The organism is Flammeovirga pacifica (assembly GCF_000807855.2).
Lineage (GTDB): Bacteria > Bacteroidota > Bacteroidia > Cytophagales > Flammeovirgaceae > Flammeovirga > Flammeovirga pacifica.
In genome coordinates, this window is record NZ_JRYR02000001.1 from 3,777,165 (window position 1) to 3,794,917 (window position 17,753).

Here is a 17,753-nt window from a genome sequence, read left to right on the forward strand (position 1 = left end):
CGGCTTGTGTACATTGGTATGCGAGCCCAAGGGAAACCGAGAAGTTCTGCAACTGGGGAGTACGCTGGCAACAGTGAAACTCAAAGGAATTGACGGGGGTCGGCACAAGCGGTGGAGCATGTGGTTTAATTCGATGATACGCGAGGCACCTTACCTGGACTCGAATTCGTTTTGACCGCTTTAGAGATAAAGCTTTCTCCGGACAGAATGAAAGGTCCTGCATGGCTGTCGTCAGCTCGTGCCGCGAGGTGTTGGGTTAAGTCCCGCAACGAGCGCAACCCCTACTTCTAGTTGCCATCAGGTTATGCTGGGGACTCTAGAGGAACTGCCTGCGCAAGCAGAGAGGAAGGCGGGGACGACGTCAAGTCATCATGGCCCTTACGTCCAGGACAACACACGTGCTACACTGGTGGGGACAATGGGCAGCAAGCTAGTGATAGTTAGCGAATCCCAAAAACCTCATCCTCGTATAACTTCGTATAATGTATGCTAACGAAGTTATTACGATAGTGATTCCGCAAGGAGTGGCGAGCGAACGCGGAAGAGGCCAAACCAATTGAGTGCCGGCTTAATAGGGGTTGTAGGACCTCAATAATCGATTTAGATAGAATTGGAACATATTGGAAAGTGTGGCGGTAGAGGGTGAAAGTCCCGTACAGGTAATATCTAAAGAGAGCGAGAGATCCTGAGTAAGTGGGCGCCGGTGAACCCCCCATTGAATCCGGCGGCACCATCCGCCAACACTAAATACTCCCAAAAGACTGATAGTGAACAAGTACCGTGAGGGAAACGTGAAAAGTACCGTGAATAACGGGGTGCAATAGATCCCGAAACTGTATACCTACAAGCGGACGGAGCTACGTAGTGTAGTGACGTCGTGCCTTTTGCATAAGGAGCCTACGAGTTACCTATATTAGCAAGGTTAAGGACTTAGGGTCTGCAGCCGTAGCGACAGCGAGTCTTACGTGGCGCTTAAGTTAGTGTAGGTAGACGCGAAACCAGGTGAGCTACCCATGGACATGTTGAAGTTGTGGTAACACACAATGAAGGACCGAACCGGTTGACGTTGAAGAGTCTTCGGATGACCTGTGGGTAGGGGGGAAAGGCCAATCAAACCTGGAAATAGCTCGTACTCCCCGAAATGCCTCTAGGGGCAGCGTCGGATGAGTCTGATGGAGGTAGAGCTACCAATTAGATGCGGGGGGGTCACATCCTACCAAATCTAGATGCACTCCGAATGCCATCAAACCCTACCGGCAGTGAGGGCTAGGGTGCCAAGGTCCTAGTCCGAAAGGGAAAGAACCCGGACCATCGTCTAAGGTCCCCAAGTGATAGTTAAGTTGAACTAAGGAGGGTCAGTCGCTGAGACAGCCAGGATGTTAGCTTGAAAGCAGATATTCATTCAAAGAGTGCGTAACAGCTCACTGGTCGAGCGACAGAGCATCGATAATGATCGGGCATTAAACTATCCACCGAAGACCTGGATTTGTGCTTAAGCACGAGTGGTAGGGGAGCATGCTGACGGGGTTGAAGCTGCATGGTGATGTGCAGTGGACCGGTTAGAAAAGCCAATGTAGGCATAAGTAACGATAAGGCAGGTGAGAACCCTGCCCGCCGATAGAGCAAGGTTTCCTGGGCGACACTAATCGTCCCAGGGATAGCCGGGACCTAAGGCGATTGCCGAATGGCATATTCGATGGATATCAGGTCATAATTCCTGAGCATCCTATATCATCGACGGAGTGACGGAGTGATGAAGTATCTACGTACTGACGGATTAGTACGTTGACTTGCGTACCTATAGGCGCCATAGTTAAATGCGTGGTGCTTGGGGAAACAAGACACTACAGAGCGGCTACGGCCAATTTGATAAAGATATGAAACGCTTCCAAGAAAACCTTCTACGATTATGGGATAGGATCCCGTACCCCAAACCGACTCAGGTGGTCAGGGTGAGTAACCCAAGGCGCGCGAGTGATTCATGGCTAAGGAACTAGGCAAATTAGCTCCGTAACTTCGGGAGAAGGGGCGCCTACTTGTTTTGGCAAGAGGCCGCAGCGAAGAAGCCCAGGCGACTGCTTAACAAAAACACATGGCTATGTGAACTCGAAAGATTCAGTATATAGCCTGACACCTGCCCGGTGCTGGCAGGTTAAGAGGGGGAGTTCACGTCGGTGAAGCTCTGAATTGAAGCCCCAGTAAACGGCGGCCGTAACTATAACGGTCCTAAGGTAGCGAAATTCCTTGTCGGGTAAGTTCCGACCTGCACGAATGGTGCTACGATCTGGACGCTGTCTCGGCCATGAGCTCGGTGCAATTGAAGTAGCGGTGAAGATGCCGCTTACCCGCAACGGGACGAAAAGACCCCATGAACCTTTACTGCAACTTAACGTTGGCCGTTGGCCAGGAGTGTGTAGGATAGACGGGAGACTGTGAAGGAGCGTCGCTAGGCGTTTTGCAGTCATTGTTCAAATACCGCCCTCTCCTGTTCGACGGTCTAGCGAGTGTAAACTCGGACATTGTTTGGTGGGTAGTGTGACTGGGGTGGTCGCGTCCAAAAGAGTAACGGAGGCTTTCCAGGGTTCCCTCACGACGGTCGGCAATCGTCGGAAGAGCGCAATGACATAAGGGAGCCTGACTGCGAGAGAGACATCGCGACCAGGCATGAAAGTGGGACATAGTGATCCGGTGGTACCGCATGGAAGGGCCATCGCTCAAAGGATAAAAGGTACTCTGGGGATAACAGGCTGATCTCCCCCAAGAGCTCATATCGACGGGGAGGTTTGGCACCTCGATGTCGGCTCGTCACGTCCTGGGGCTGGAGAAGGTCCCAAGGGTTGGGCTGTTCGCCCATTACAGTGGCACGCGAGCTGGGTTCCGAACGTCGTGAGACAGTTCGGTCTCTATCTGTTGCGGGCGGTGGAAATTTGAGAGGCGCTGACTTTAGTACGAGAGGACCGAGATGGACACACCTCTGGCGTACCGGTTGTTCCGCCAGGAGCATCGCCGGGGACCTATGTGTGGAGCGGATAAGCGCTGAAAGCATCTAAGCGCGAAACCCACCTCGAGAGGAGATTTCCTTATAAGGGTTGTTATAGATGATGACGTTGATAGGCTTCAAGTGTAAGTTCAGAGATGGATTAAGCTGAGAAGTACTCATCGCCCAAAAGCTTTTCTTCGGTTGGTGGCTCCTTTATGGAGACACTGACAAGTTTTTACCATTCGCAGTCGATGATATTAAGACATTGCTGGTGCCAATGACGTAAGTGTTCACCTCTTCCCATCCCGAACAGAGCAGTTAAGCCTTACAGTGCTGATGGTACTGGGTTAACCCCCGGGAGAGTAAGTCGGCGCCACATTCAATAAATATAAAAGGTTAGTTAACACAAGATGTTGACTAACCTTTTTTTGTGAAAAATATCTAATAAATTGTTAATCAGTAATTTATAATAAAAAAGTACTATTATTTTAAAGTATTGATTATTACCTTTGTAAGTACAATTTAGGCTAACGAACTTTTAGTAGTTCTCTCTAAATGAGGGTAGTATTAAAAGAGCAATCTTATAAATATAAAAAATCACTAAAGTGACTAAAGCAGAAGTAATCACAGAAATTCTCAGAAAAATTGAGAAGCGTCAAGAAGCACAGACTTCGAATGCAGCGACAATGGTAGAAGTAGATAAGGAAATTGTAGGTCAAGTTCTGGAAGACTTCTTCAACGTTGTAAAAGACAAAATGGCTGAAGGTAATAATATCTATATCCGTCGTTTTGGTAGCTTTGTAAATAAGAAGCGTGCGTCTAAGAAAGGTAGAGACATCTCTAGAGGTGAAATCATTCCTATTCCAGAGCACTTTATTCCTAGCTTCAAACCTTCTAAAGAGTTTGTTGAAAAAATCAAAGGAAGTGATAAAGTTCGTTTGATTAACGAGAACTAAACTTTATTGATAAGAAATTTTTAAATTGTCCACTCTTTACTAAAGAGTGGACAATTTTTTTAATAGATAATTATAATGGGAAAAAAACAATACATACTCATTTTTTCAGGAGTTGTACTCATCATCTTATTTGCTTTGTTACCTAAAGCTGTAATTGTTGATAACACTGAATCCATAGACACTGATAGTAATACAGCAGAAGTTCATACAGAGGACGACGGACATGATCATAGTGATCATGACCATGCCAATGAACATACACCTAATGCTGCAATGAATGCTCACGACAAACTTCCTGCTGACACTCAAAATACATTAGATTCTTTAGAGCATGAATTCTCGATTGCTAAATCTTCAAGTAATAAATCTACAATTGCGAATACTGCTTATAACTTATTGATTGGAATGAACAAATTTGATCAAGCAGCAGGATGGAAGTTAGCCTCATATGGTCAAAGTAATAATGAAGAAGAACTGAAAGCGGGAGCAGATGCTTATTATCAAGCATATACATTTGCAATGAGCGAACAAAAATCTGCAAAGATGGCTAAACTTGCTCGTGAAAATTATGAAAAATACATCAAAGTACACGGGGAAGATTTAGATGCAAAAGTAAAAATAGGTATGACCTATGTGGTATCTGAGGCTCCGATGCAAGGTATTATGATGATCAGAGAGGTGATTGCAAAAGATCCAGATCATCAGCTAGCATTATCAAGCTTAGGGGTATTATCTATACAATCAGGACAATACGATAAAGCGATACAAAGATTTGAAAAAATCAAAAAGTTATATCCTGAAGATATGGAATCACGCTTCTATTTGGCTATAGCATTGAATAATTCAGGTAAAAAAGAAGAGGCAATTAAGGAGATGAAATACATTCGTAAAAATGCTGATACTGAGGAAATTCGACTATCAGCAACTCAAACTTTAGCAGAATGGGATAATTAATGTGAATAAGATTAGAATATTTTGATATAAATTCGTTTTTATCCAAATATTCCCTTAAATTGCGCACTCGTTTGATGGACAACTATGTGTTTGTCAGATGAGTTAGAGAAAAGATTTCAAACAATTTAAACTGTAAGAATATGCCTTGCGGTAAGAAAAGAAAAAGACATAAGATCGCGACTCACAAGAGAAAGAAAAGACTTAGAAAGAACAGACACAAGAAAAAGTAATGTTCTAGTCGCAGCTTACAAAAAACAGAACCTTGCTCAAGTTTTTCTTGGACAAGGTTTTTCCTTATCTTAAGGAAACAAAAGTATCTAAACGTAGATACGCATACACATTGTATGTTAATTTAATTTATTGTCAACCTTAAACTTTTATTGAGTTGAGTAATGAACTAGTTATCAATTCAACGCAAGAGGGCAGCCGAATTGCTCTTATGCGAGATAAAGGTCTGGTAGAACTTCATTATGATAATGATGAAACAAAATTTCAAGTAGGTGATATCTATCTTGGGGTAGTAAGAAAAGTAGTACCTGGCTTAAATGCCGCATTTATTGATATTGGGTACGATAAAGATGCTTTTCTTCACTATTTGGATTTAGGTCCAAAAGTTAAATCACTCTTGAAATATATCAAGTTAGCACAAGGTAAACATCATAAGCATGTTACTGAACACTTGAAACAGTTTCGTTTAGAACCTGAAATTGATAAGTTGGGTAAAATCAACGATGTACTGAAACAAAATCAAAAGATTATGGTTCAGGTCGTGAAAGAACCAATTTCAACAAAAGGTCCTAGATTATCATGTGAGTTGTCGTTGGCAGGTAGGTATTTAGTTTTAGTGCCATTTAGTAACACAGTAAATATTTCTAAGAAAATTACTGATGCAAGTGAAAGAAAAAGACTTCTTAAACTTGTAAACTCTATTAAACCCGAAAATTTTGGGGTAATTATTAGAACAGTTGCTGAAGGCCAAGAAGCACCCGAACTTAACAAAGACCTTATGGATTTGGTCACAAAGTGGGGAGAAGGTGTTGAAAAACTAAAAGTTGCCAAGCCGCGAGAAAAGGTGATCGGAGAAATGAACCGCGCTACATCTATGTTAAGAGATATTCTTAACGAATCATTCGACAGTATTACTGTTGATGATAAAGATATGTACGATGAAATTCGAAGATTCATCCAGCAAATTGCACCAGACAAAACCGGAATTGTAAAACACTACACCGGAAAGACCAAGCTTTTTGAACACACAGGTATTGAAAAGCAATTAAAGACACTCTTTGGTCAAACTGTTAGCTTAGGAAGTGGAGGGTATTTGGTGATTGAACATACCGAAGCACTACATGTTATTGATGTTAACAGTGGTAATAAGTCGAATGCAGAGAATAACCAGGAAGCTACTGCATTCAACGTGAACTTAGAAGCGGCTACCGAAATCGCCCGTCAATTGCGCTTGCGTGATATGGGAGGTATCATTGTCATTGACTTCATAGATATGAAGAAGGCTGAACACAAGCAAAAGTTGTATCAGCATATGAAGCAAGAAATGAAGGCGGACCGTTCAAAACACACAGTTCTACCATTGAGCAAGTTTGGCTTAATGCAGATCACAAGGCAACGAGTGAGACCTGAATTAAGTATCGTAACTAAAGAGAAGTGCCCAACTTGTAACGGAACAGGAAAAATTACAGCTTCAATCGCGATCGCTGATCAAGTAGAGGCAGAAGTAATGTACCTTTTAGAGAAACAAAATGGCCAAAAGTTAAAACTTGGCGTACACCCGTATCTCTATTCTTACTTTACAGGAGGTTTCCCTTCTCGAAGAATGAAGTGGTTCTTCAGCCATTTCAAATGGATCAAAATATTTGAGGATTCTTCATTAGCTTTATCCGAATACAAATTCTTTGATCATCATGATGAAGAAATTTCTTTAAAATGATTTTAAGCTTCTATCACACAAGATGTGGTGGAAGCTTTTCTTTTATCTTTATATATGAATACATGATAAGATATTCATGTATTTGTTGTGTTATTTCATGATTTTCCTAAGAGTTAATATCTTGAACAGACCTTTTATTCTGTAGAGAAAATCAAAATCAAATGTTGAATCGTTATGTCAAAATTTAGTAACTTAATAAATACTTCAGAAGTACCTGTATTAGTTGATTTTTATGCCGATTGGTGCCAACCTTGTCATATGATAGCTCCCTCAATTCGTTCTATCAAAGGCAAGATGGGGGATAAATTAAAAGTGGTTAAAGTGAATTCTGATAAGAATCAACAGGCCATGGCAAAATATAAAGTCAAAAGTATACCTACCTTAATATTATTTCATAAAGGCAAAATATTATGGAGAAATGCAGGTGTTCTTCCGGAGTTTGAGATAGAGAAAGTTTTAAATAAGTATATTGCTAAATAAATTTAGAGAAGTATACGTTCATTCAATTAACTATAATTTTCTTTTGATCTAAAATTAGAAGCAATCAGTACAAACCTGAGGTAATATGTCGATAATTCAAACTACTCAAGAAGTAATTCAAGCCTCACCATTGGCTACTTTAATTCATTCGTGTAATGAAGTGAAAAAAGATTCATGGATGAATTACGTAAAAATTCTTTTAGCAATTTCTGGAGCGGATGGAGAAGTATCTGAAGAAGAAATGAACTGGGTATTTAATGATTTCTTAGATATTGTAGGTGCTTCAGAGGAACAAAAGCAAGAAATAAGAAACTTTGATTTCATCAATTTTAATTTAGAGGAAAAGTTAAAAACTTTAGAAATGGATGTACCAATGAACTATAAAAGAACATTGGTATACGATGCTGTTATGATGGCTAGGGCTGACCAGGTCTATGCTGCAGAAGAAAAGGATGCAGTACATAAAGCTGCTGAATTATTAGGTGTTCCTTACTTTATAGCCAAGACTATCGAAGGTTTAGTGAACACTGAGAAATCTTTAGAAATGATCCGTAAATCACTTTTTGAATTAGAGGAGGATGAAGCACATCCTATCTCAAATTTAAAATCATTAAATATGAAGCCTGCTTCTGTATTAGAACGAAATACATTTGGAGTTAGATTTACAAACGAACAAACTCAATTAAATTATGGGTTTGCTTTAATGATTATAGCAGGAGCGGATGGAGAAGTGTCAGATGCAGAAAAAGATTGGTATATCAATCAATTTGTTAGAGTATCTGAAACTCCAGATCATATTGCACAACAAGTAATTAATTATGACTACCTCAATGGAAGTTTAGAAGATGTTTTATCTAATCTAAAGGTAGATGTAACCATCAACTTTCAGAGAACTCTTTTATATAACGCCATAAAAATGGCCAATGCAGATGAAGATTTCCCTGAAAAGGAAAAAGAAGCTACAGAAAAAGCAGCAGAGTTATTAGGTATTTCTGAAGATATAGCCCACACTGTTTTTTATTTAGTAGATACTGAAGCAAAAGTTTTAAAAATGAGAGCTACTTTATTTGATTACAAATAATATTTTGAATAAAGATTCATAAACAAAAAATCCCCTTTATAAATAATATAAAGGGGATTTTTTGATTGAGTACTGTATTAGAAACTTTTGATAATATCATTACCAAACGCAAAAATCATTATCGATAATAATATCAACATTCCTATTTGCTGAGCAACCATAAGTACTTTCTCTGATGGTTTTTTTCTAGTTATAATCTCATAAGTAAGAAATACTACATGACCACCATCTAATGCAGGAATAGGTAAGAAGTTCATGAAAGCTAATACCATTGATAATAGACCTGTTAACGACCAAAATCTTAACCAATCCCATACAGGACCGTAAATTTTAGCTATCCCAATAGGGCTACTAATTGATTTACTTGGTGATATATCTCCCTTAAACATCTTTCCAAAAGCTTTTACTTGAAGAGTTATCACATTAAATGCCTCTTTAGTACCAATAGGTATAGCTTCTGCTAGAGTATATGGTCTAAATTCTGATTCAAGTAGAAAAGCTGGGTAAAAACCTACTTTGCCATTTTCATCTATGTTTACGTCTAAGTCGACTAGCTTTTCGCCTCTTTTAACTGTGATATTCACAGATTTGCCCTTATACTTTGATAACTCCGTAGTAAATTCAGTATAATAAGGAAGTTGAATTCCGTTTACTGCTACAGGGACATCATTTGCGAGAATTCCTCCTTCTTCTGCAAAGCTACCATCAACGGTTCTGTCTACTTTAAAAGGCATCCTAGGATAAACATAGGACATGTTTTCATATTCCTTTTCACTCATTAAATCGAGCATAGAACTAGGAAATTCAACTTTTACTTCCTTCCCATCTCTCTCAACAGTTAAATAAGGATGATCTTCTAAAATAAAGTCACCGTCTGTAATATCTCTAAATTTAGTAACCTCTTGACCGTTAGCATTGATGATTTTATCACCAGTTTTTAAGCCTAGTTTTTCACCAAGTTCAGAAGCGTAAATACCATATTTATTGATTTCCTCTATTGGGATATATTTTTCGCCAACATAATAAGACAATCCAACAAATATGATGATACCAGTAATGACATTCATAATGATACCACCCATCATTACAATGAGTCTTTGCCAAGCTGGCTTTGTTCTAAATTCCCAGGGTTGAGGCACACTTTCTAGATCATCTGCCCCTTTTGATTCATCAATCATTCCGGCAATGTCTACATAACCTCCCATAGGAAACCAACCTAATCCATACTCAGTATCACCTTTCTTAAATTTGAAAATTGAAAATTTAAGAAGGTTAGGAAAAGGAAAAAGAAAATCGAAAAATAAATAGAATTTATTGACACGAATTTTGAAAATCTTTGCAGCAGCAAAGTGACCAAATTCATGTATTCCGACTAATATTGATAGCCCAGCAATTAACTGAGCGGCCATAACAAGTTTATCCATAAGTATATTGAAACACAGCTAATTTGTAGTAGCTATGAATATGAAAATTTCTATTTTGTTTTCCAATTTTTAGCTAACTCTCTTACTTGAGTATCTGTCGTAACATAATCCTCATAAGAAGGTTGTGCAATGTACTGATAATTTTCCATGCAGAAGGAATTCAGTTCTGCAATTTCAAGAAATTTAATTTCATCATTTAAAAATCTTTCAACAGCAATTTCATTTGCCGCATTAAGAATACAAGCAGAGTTACCTTTTTGTTTTAATGCATTATATGCCAACTGTAGATTCACAAATGTATCTTTATCAGGAGCTTCAAAAGTGAGTGTAGGGTAATCCATAAAGTTAAATCTCTCGAAATTAGATTTTAACCTTTTTGGATAGCCTAATGCATATTGAATGGGTAGTTTCATATCAGGTAATCCCATCTGTGCTTTCATACTACCGTCTTCAAATTGTACTAAAGAGTGTACAATAGATTGAGGATGTACGATAACATCAATCTGATGATCATCTACATCAAATAACCATTTTGCTTCAATCACCTCCAAACCTTTATTCATAAGAGAAGCGGAATCAATTGTGATTTTTGCTCCCATACTCCAATTGGGATGTTTTAAAGCTTGTTCTTTAGTGACACCTAGAAGTTCATCTCTTTTTCTTCCTCTAAAAGGACCGCCAGAAGCAGTAAGAATCACTTTTTCTATTGGGTTACGTTCTTCGCCTACAAGACATTGGAAAATTGCAGAGTGTTCAGAGTCAACAGGAATAATATCTACATTTTTGGCTTTTGCCCTTTCTGTAACTAATTCGCCTGCTACTACTAACGTTTCTTTATTAGCAAGTGCAATAGTAATACCTTGATCAATAGCGGTAAGTGTTGGTTTAAGTCCAGCATACCCCACTAAAGCAGTGAGAACAATATCACTTTTTACGGCAATTAAAGCTTCACAAATGCCATCAACTCCAGCTAGAAGTTGTATATCTTCGTTTTTTAATCCTTCCTTTAATAAAGAAAATTTATCTTTATTGCCTATAATTGCAAACGTAGGTTTAAACTCAATACATTGCTTTATTAATAAATCGACATTATTACCCGCCGATAGAATGCTTATAGAAAATAAAGATGTGTTTGCACGCACAACATCTAAAGCTTGCGTACCAATTGATCCTGTTGATCCAAGAATCGCGACTGACTTTGCGGTCATAAAATCTTTGTTTATTCGTCTTTACAAAAATGTAAATCTTCTTTTGCACTGCAAAATAACATCTAAGATACTTCTCTTTCTAGTTTTTAGCATTTCTTTTTGCATTGAATCAGCTTTTTGTCAAGAAAAAAAGTTTACAATCACAGAATCTTGGCAGGAAATCTTAAATAACAATAGTGTATCGGTAGAGGTTTTAAAAAAGAAACCCAAAGCATTACTACATACCTATGCTATTTTAAAGTTTCAAAATGTAGATTCTCTTTATGATAAAATGATCACATTAAATTCTGATATTTTTTTTAATGACTCTATTTTAGTGCTTGAAAAAAAATTAGTGATTCCTAAAGGTGGTGATGTATTGCTTCAAACTAATTTAAATGAAAATGTGAATGAGGTAATATTCGACAATATTTTATTTGTAGTAGAAAATATAGAAAAGGATACCACTTTGATAACAAATGACAAATGATGTTTTAATATTAAAAATTTTGAAAGTAATATAAAACATGATAATCAAGCAGGATAGGGTAGCATTATGAGGGTAAGAAATGATGAATAATGTACCTCATGTTTGTAAATATCTTTCTTAAATTGTTTCTTTGTCCGAAGATTTTCGTGGATCACGAAAACCATAAATATATCACATATCATATATTAATAATACCATGAATTTTCCAGCAGAATTAAAGTATACAAAAGACCACGAGTGGGTACGTGTTGAAGGTGAGTTCGCTTATGTAGGTATCACAGAATTTGCACAAGGCGAATTAGGAGATATCGTATTTGTTGATATCACTGCTGAAGGTGAAGAAGTAGAAGAAGGTGAGGTTTTCGGTTCTGTAGAAGCTGTAAAAACTGTATCTGACTTATTTATGCCTATCGCTGGCGAAGTTGTTGAATTTAACGAAGCCATTGATGCTGCTCCTGAGCTAGTCAATTCTGATCCTTACGGAGAAGGTTGGATGATTAAAATTAAATTAAATGATCCATCAGAAGTTGAAAACTTAATGGATAGCGAAGCTTATAAAGCAGAGGTAGCAAACTAGTTATCAAAAAAAATCAAATTAGAGTTGTGCAGAGATGTTCAACTCTTTTTTTTTGATCATTTTTTTTAATTTAGAGTCATGAATATAGAATTCAGACGATAGATCTATTGTCATTAAGTTATAAATTACTTCAACATGCATTTTTATACAGGAAAAGTCTATTTTGAAATTAGAGATAAAAATCACAAACACCCTCAAGAAGAAAAGTTTGTAGTTTACGGAAATGCATCTGAAGAAACAGTATGGCAAAGGTATCTAGCTGCAGCATCAGATCATATTAGTGGAGCTCCAAAGTATATTTTTTATACCATCAATTATGAAAAAACAATCAAGGAGTTGATCAATAAGTTTCAAGTAAGAGTTGCGGGTGGAGGTGTTGTTTATGACATTTTAGATAGGATGTTAATCATCAAAAGAAATGGTGTATATGACATTCCCAAAGGGCATTTAGAAAAGGGCGAAACTATCGAAGAATGTGCAGTGAGGGAAGTGGAGGAAGAAACAGGTATTTCTTCTAAAATCATATCACCAATAGTAGAATCTTTTCACACATACCTTTATAAAGGAAAACATGTTTTAAAGCATACTTATTGGTTTAAAATGAGAGCAATTTCAGAGGATCAGTTAACAAAGCCACAAGTGGAAGAAGGAATTGAAGAAATTTTATGGTTGGATAAACATCAGGTAAAAGATATTGTATGGAAAAACACTTACAAATCGATAAAGGATGTTTTCAACAAATGCGAAATAAGCTAAATGAACAAATTGAAATATATATTTTTAATAACACTACTATTTTTATTTTTTGATGAGTCAACGATTATGGCTCAAGAAATTCATCAAAATGAAAGTGGTTACCTGTTACTAAATAAAAAGGGAAAAGTAGTAACTCCTCAGCCTTTTGAAGACATGGGATGGTCAGACGATGCGAATCCAGAAAGTAAACCTTTATTTTATTACGATGTAATTGGGGTTTATCAGAATGGAAAGTGGGGAGTAATTAACAACAAAGGGAAGCAAGTTGCACCTATCAAATACGATATGATCAATTACTTCTCGAATGGAGTGTCTATTGTTAGCTTAAATGGTAGATATGGTGCGATTAACACCAAAGGTGATGAAGTGATATCGTTGGCTTTTCAGAAAATGAGAGCATTGGCTGGTAACGTACCAATGTTTGTAGTGACAAATAATGGTCTTCAAGGTCTTATCAACCAAAAAGGCGAAGTGATACTACCGATTGAATACATCACTATAAAATGGGCAGGTAATAAATTGTTGGCAGCAATGACTCAAAAGGGAACATGGCATTTGGTAGATTATCAAGGTCAATTGTTTTCTAAGGAAGAATATTCTGATTGGAAGTGGAATCATCAGCATAAAAAACTTGTACTTGATAAAAATGGTAGAAAAGGAATGCTTGACGAGGTCGGAAAAACAGAATATGAGATCAAATATAAATCGTTTACATTTTCTGATACATCCATCACGGTAGAAAAATTTCCAGAGCTAATACTTGGAGATATAAAAGGAGAACAATTCTCTAGTTGGAACTGTGATAGTTTAAGTTTTGCATCAGATACTCTAGTGAAATATTATGTAGATGGTAAAACAGGAATAGCATCTATCCATGGTAAAAACGTCTTTTTCAATTTGTATGATGAAGTAGGAGAATTTATCAATGGTCTTGCCATCGTAAAAAAGAAAAACACTTATGGAGTTTGTACAACTAAAGGGAAATTAATTGTTCCTTTAAAATTTAAAAATGTAAAAAGGATGCCTACCGGCCATTTCTGGACCTTGGATAAAAATAATTTTACAGATATATATAGTCAAGAAGGTAAGAACCTAACGTATCATAATTATGATATGGTAGGAGAGTATTCTCAAGGAAAATATTTAGTCAAAAAAGCTAGAAAGTACGGTTATCTAAATAGTCAACTACAAGAATGGATACCACCTACTTATACAGATGCAGAATCTTTTGTAGGGCCTTATGCAGTGGTAAGAACAGATGATTATTACGGAGTAATTGATTTAGAAAAGAATTGGGTGATTACACCGATAATTGATCGATTAAAAACTATTTCTGAAGGCTTATTTTATTTTGAAGATAATCAGATGTGGGGAACATTAAGCCATGATGGATATGAATGGTACCGAACGGACAATGCTACTGTAGAATATTTTGAGAATGGCTATGTGATCATGAAAAAAGGAGGAAAGTTTGGTCTATTGACAAATAAAGGTGAGCTGTTCCTTCATACAAATTATGACTCCTTAAACTTTGATTATTTGGCAGAAGGCAGAGTAGATATGTATATCGATAGTACTTGGCTTTATAAATATGTAGAAGAAGTAGAAGGAGAACCCAAAAGAGATGCTTATGATAAATACGATAGTGTGGGGACTCCTCATGAAGCATTTACTAAAGTAAAAATGGGTAATAAGTATGGCTTCATGGATTATTTAGGAAGAACGAGATTAACACCTCAATTTGAGGATGTGAAGTTTTTCTCAGAAGGATTAGCCCCTTTTAAATTAAATAATAGATGGGGATTTATTAATAAAGGAGATCATATTTACTTACAACCTAGATATCAAGAGCTGCTTCCTTTGGTAAATAATATGGCGATAGCCCAAAAAAATAATTATTGGGGAGTTATTGATAGGGACGGCAACGTGATTATCCCATTTAAATATGAGAAAATAGAAAGAACACAATTCAATAATTGGTACGTTTGGGAGAAAGGTGGTAAAAAAGGTATCTATAAGCCAGGTGGAGTAAAAGGTATTTACGGTAAATATCAAGAAATTGATGATCTCGGCAACGATTATGTTATTGTAAAACAAAACGAGAAATTTGGCTTAGACAGAATTGATGGATACACCTCATGGTCGTCTCAATATGTTCAAATTAGATTATTAAGAAATAAGGTTTGGGTTGAGTTAATCAAGAACAAAGGAGATGTAATTAATGTGTTTTTATGATAAATAACTGATATACAGTATATAATTAAGAAATATTGAGAGTGATTTCGGAACGTTAATTAAGGTGTTGAGTATACTATAGTATAACAAATATCAAAATTATGCGATTCCTACAAATAACTTTCACTCTACTTTTTACTTTGTTTATTGGTGCATTATTTGGATCTACATCAAACAATGATAAATATTTTGATGCCAATGATTCACTTAACCATCAATATCAAGTAGTAAAAGATGGAGTAGTAGTAGATTGGTATACAGAGGGGAATGTTCTTTTTTGCTTAGAACAATAAGTTTTTTTGAAGATAAATCACCAATCTGATGTTATTCATAAAATAATCTGAAATAAATAGTTTTTAAATAGATGAAAATTGCCTTTGTTTGCGTTATTAAGTAAACAAAGGCATTCTTTTTTTTATTGCTTATTTGAAAGGTTATTTTTTACCCAATAGGCAGAAACTACTATGAATATTTTTTCTTATGACTAAGATTAGACTGTTAAACAAAGAAGCATTTCTAGGAACTGTTTTCATTTTCATTTTTTTATGGTTGTTACAGGCTTCAAACTTACAAGTTGAAGTGGTCAATGTATTCGAACAAGTGTTTGATAATTTTGAATTGACAGATGTGTATTATACGAAAACAAAGGGCCATGAAAATGCTAAGTTTGAACAAAATGTAGTACTGGTAAATATTGGTAATCTAGATAGAGCAGGGATTGCAAAACAAATATTGAGATTATCAGAATACAAACCCAAAGTAATGGGTATTGATGCCACATTTGTCGGGCCAAGACCTAAGAATCCTGCAGGAGATTTTATGCTAGCACAAGCATTAAATAAAGTAGGAAACTCATTCGTTATGGCCACAATGCCAGATGAATGGAATGTAGAAAATAATCAGTTCGATACCTTACATTTACCCTATGCACCATTTACTGCAAAAACAGATCACGGTCATGTATATACAGGCATTTTAACAGATGAAGATTTTACCACATGGAGGGATTTTCCTACATATGTTGAAATTAATGGTAAAAAAGAGTATGCTTTATCTGTAAGATTGGCTCAAAAATTTGCACCAGAAAAAGCAGAGAAATTTTTAGCAAGAGAGAATCAAACAGAAACTATTTTCTTTAAAGGTAACCTGAATCAATATATTAAATTAGATATAGAAGACCTTAACAATCCAGAAAAGACATTTGATATCGTAAAAGATAAAATTGTATTAATGGGGTATATGGGTGATGGTTATACAGACAGACATTGGGATGCTGATAAATTCTTCACCCCTTTAAATATTAATACTGTTGGTAGAGGTTATCCTGATATGTATGGTGTAGTCGTTCATGCTAACATCATTTCTATGATTCTAGAAGAAAACTATGTAGATGAAATGTCGGATAGTTTGAGTTATTTTTTAGCCTTTTTAGTTTGTTATCTAAATGCTATTATTTTTATATGGATTGTAGAAAATAGAAACTTAGCTATATGGTATAATGCAATTACTAAATCTATTCAGTTAATTGAAGCTGTTGTAGTAATGGCACTTACAGTTTACTTATTTGGTAATTTTAATTACACGGCAAACTTTACGTTACTGTTTATTGTTATATTATTATCCGGTGATTTAATTGAAATATTTTCAGAAATTATTTTGCGTGTAGCTTACAAAGCAAAGGATAAGTGGAAAAAGTAGCATGTTTTGTTAATTTGCAAATAACTTTTAATGAAAAATACCGTATTAATAATTACATCCACATTCGTGTACTTACTGATACAAATTATAATATTATGAAAACCAAATTACTCAGCTTTCTTCTCTTACTTCTTAGTGCTACTTTAATACATGCCCAAGAAGCTAAGTTTATGGTTTTAGGTGCTAAAGGAGAAATTACCTCAAATGGAAAAGAAATTAATGTAGGTGACATGTTAGTTTCTAACTCCTCAATCAAAATCAATGGAACATCTCCATACTTAGGTCTAGCTTACATTGCTGGAGGAACCTTGGAATTAACTAAAAAGGGTTCATTCAAAGTAAATGATCTGGAAGAGAAATTATCAAATCAAAATAATGATTTAGCCTCTAAATATGTAGACTTTATCAAAGACGAATTAACAGGTTCTTCTGAAGTTTCTAGTACGCAAGCTAAATATGGTTCAGTAACTAGATCATTAAAGAAAAAACCTATTTATTTCTATGCTCCTATCAATTCAAATGCTATTAAATCTCAGGTTAATCTTACTTGGGCTTTGAAAGAGGGCGTAAAATCAAAAGATTCATTCAAAATCTACATCAAAGACAGAAAACAACATGTTCTTATCGAGGATGATGTGAAAGGAACTTCTTATAATTTAGATTTAAATGATCCTAAATTGAAAGATCAAAAGTATCTTTTTTATTATGTAGAAGATGCTAGTAATCATAAAATTTCATCAGATATCTATGCATTTACAGTGTATATGATGGGTGAAGATAAAGAAACAGATAGTGAATTAGCGCAGTTAAAAAACAATGATACAGCTATTGGTCATTTGATATTAGCTAAATATTACGAGGAGAAAGGCTTTATTGTAAATGCATCATCAGCATATGAAAAAGCAATTTCTTTATCGAATGGAGACCAACAATACACTAAAATGTATCAAGATTTTCAAACTAGATATGGTAGTTAATTGTATCTAATTT

Annotated in this window: 14 protein-coding genes, 1 rRNA gene and 1 other annotated feature (1 of these 16 only partly in view); of the genes, 13 read left to right on the forward strand and 2 right to left on the reverse strand. The window is 36.1% G+C overall.

The window, feature by feature from the left end:
- Window positions 1-3,180: a sequence feature (most likely nonfunctional fraction of RNA operon), on the forward strand (it extends 822 nt beyond the left edge of the window).
- A gap of 67 nt (window positions 3,181-3,247) precedes the next feature.
- The 6 genes from rrf (at window position 3,248) to NH26_RS14830 (ending at window position 8,396) form a co-directional block, all read left to right on the forward strand.
- A 5S ribosomal RNA gene (rrf, locus tag NH26_RS14805) occupies window positions 3,248-3,359 on the forward strand.
- Window positions 3,360-3,585: 226 nt separating this feature from the next.
- Window positions 3,586-3,936 (forward strand): HU family DNA-binding protein, encoded by a 351-nt coding sequence (locus tag NH26_RS14810; RefSeq protein WP_257794016.1) that lies wholly within the window; start codon window positions 3,586-3,588, stop codon window positions 3,934-3,936.
- A gap of 75 nt (window positions 3,937-4,011) precedes the next feature.
- On the forward strand, window positions 4,012-4,890 hold the full coding sequence (locus NH26_RS14815) for a tetratricopeptide repeat protein (RefSeq protein ID WP_052432307.1): 879 nt from the start codon (window positions 4,012-4,014) through the stop codon (window positions 4,888-4,890).
- Between the two features lie 385 nt (window positions 4,891-5,275).
- A complete protein-coding gene (locus tag NH26_RS14820; protein WP_044229314.1) occupies window positions 5,276-6,835 on the forward strand; it encodes an Rne/Rng family ribonuclease in 1,560 nt (519 codons plus the stop codon).
- Window positions 6,836-7,009: 174 nt separating this feature from the next.
- A complete protein-coding gene (trxA, locus tag NH26_RS14825; protein WP_044229311.1) occupies window positions 7,010-7,315 on the forward strand; it encodes a thioredoxin in 306 nt (101 codons plus the stop codon).
- A gap of 85 nt (window positions 7,316-7,400) precedes the next feature.
- The gene (locus tag NH26_RS14830; RefSeq protein ID WP_044229307.1) at window positions 7,401-8,396 is read left to right on the forward strand and encodes a TerB family tellurite resistance protein; all 996 of its coding nucleotides are present in this window, start codon (window positions 7,401-7,403) and stop codon (window positions 8,394-8,396) included.
- Window positions 8,397-8,473: 77 nt separating this feature from the next.
- Here the strand turns inward: NH26_RS14830 and rseP are convergent, their stop codons facing one another.
- Complete coding sequence (gene rseP, locus NH26_RS14835; RefSeq protein ID WP_044229305.1) at window positions 8,474-9,820, reverse strand: RIP metalloprotease RseP; 1,347 nt, start codon at window positions 9,818-9,820, stop codon at window positions 8,474-8,476.
- A 50-nt stretch (window positions 9,821-9,870) separates the two neighbouring features.
- A complete protein-coding gene (gene dxr / locus NH26_RS14840) occupies window positions 9,871-11,028 on the reverse strand; it encodes a 1-deoxy-D-xylulose-5-phosphate reductoisomerase (protein WP_044229302.1) in 1,158 nt (385 codons plus the stop codon).
- Between dxr and NH26_RS14845 the strand changes: the two genes are divergently transcribed.
- The 7 genes from NH26_RS14845 (at window position 10,928) to NH26_RS14870 (ending at window position 17,740) form a co-directional block, all read left to right on the forward strand.
- Window positions 10,928-11,497 carry a hypothetical protein gene (locus tag NH26_RS14845; protein WP_162276105.1) on the forward strand — a complete coding sequence of 190 codons (570 nt, stop codon included), beginning with the start codon at window positions 10,928-10,930 and terminating at the stop codon, window positions 11,495-11,497. The genes dxr and NH26_RS14845 overlap by 101 nt on opposite strands.
- A gap of 196 nt (window positions 11,498-11,693) precedes the next feature.
- Complete coding sequence (gcvH, locus tag NH26_RS14850; protein WP_044229297.1) at window positions 11,694-12,074, forward strand: glycine cleavage system protein GcvH; 381 nt, start codon at window positions 11,694-11,696, stop codon at window positions 12,072-12,074.
- A gap of 135 nt (window positions 12,075-12,209) precedes the next feature.
- Window positions 12,210-12,830 carry an NUDIX hydrolase gene (locus tag NH26_RS14855; RefSeq protein WP_052432306.1) on the forward strand — a complete coding sequence of 207 codons (621 nt, stop codon included), beginning with the start codon at window positions 12,210-12,212 and terminating at the stop codon, window positions 12,828-12,830.
- Window positions 12,831-12,896: 66 nt separating this feature from the next.
- The gene (locus NH26_RS14860) at window positions 12,897-15,065 is read left to right on the forward strand and encodes a WG repeat-containing protein (protein ID WP_044229294.1); all 2,169 of its coding nucleotides are present in this window, start codon (window positions 12,897-12,899) and stop codon (window positions 15,063-15,065) included.
- Between the two features lie 101 nt (window positions 15,066-15,166).
- Entirely contained in the window at window positions 15,167-15,358 is a 192-nt protein-coding gene (locus NH26_RS25280) for a hypothetical protein (RefSeq protein WP_139263091.1), read from the forward strand.
- A gap of 187 nt (window positions 15,359-15,545) precedes the next feature.
- Entirely contained in the window at window positions 15,546-16,763 is a 1,218-nt protein-coding gene (locus tag NH26_RS14865) for a CHASE2 domain-containing protein (RefSeq protein WP_044229288.1), read from the forward strand.
- A gap of 95 nt (window positions 16,764-16,858) precedes the next feature.
- Window positions 16,859-17,740 carry a hypothetical protein gene (locus NH26_RS14870; RefSeq protein ID WP_139263093.1) on the forward strand — a complete coding sequence of 294 codons (882 nt, stop codon included), beginning with the start codon at window positions 16,859-16,861 and terminating at the stop codon, window positions 17,738-17,740.
- Window positions 17,741-17,753: the final 13 nt, after the last annotated feature.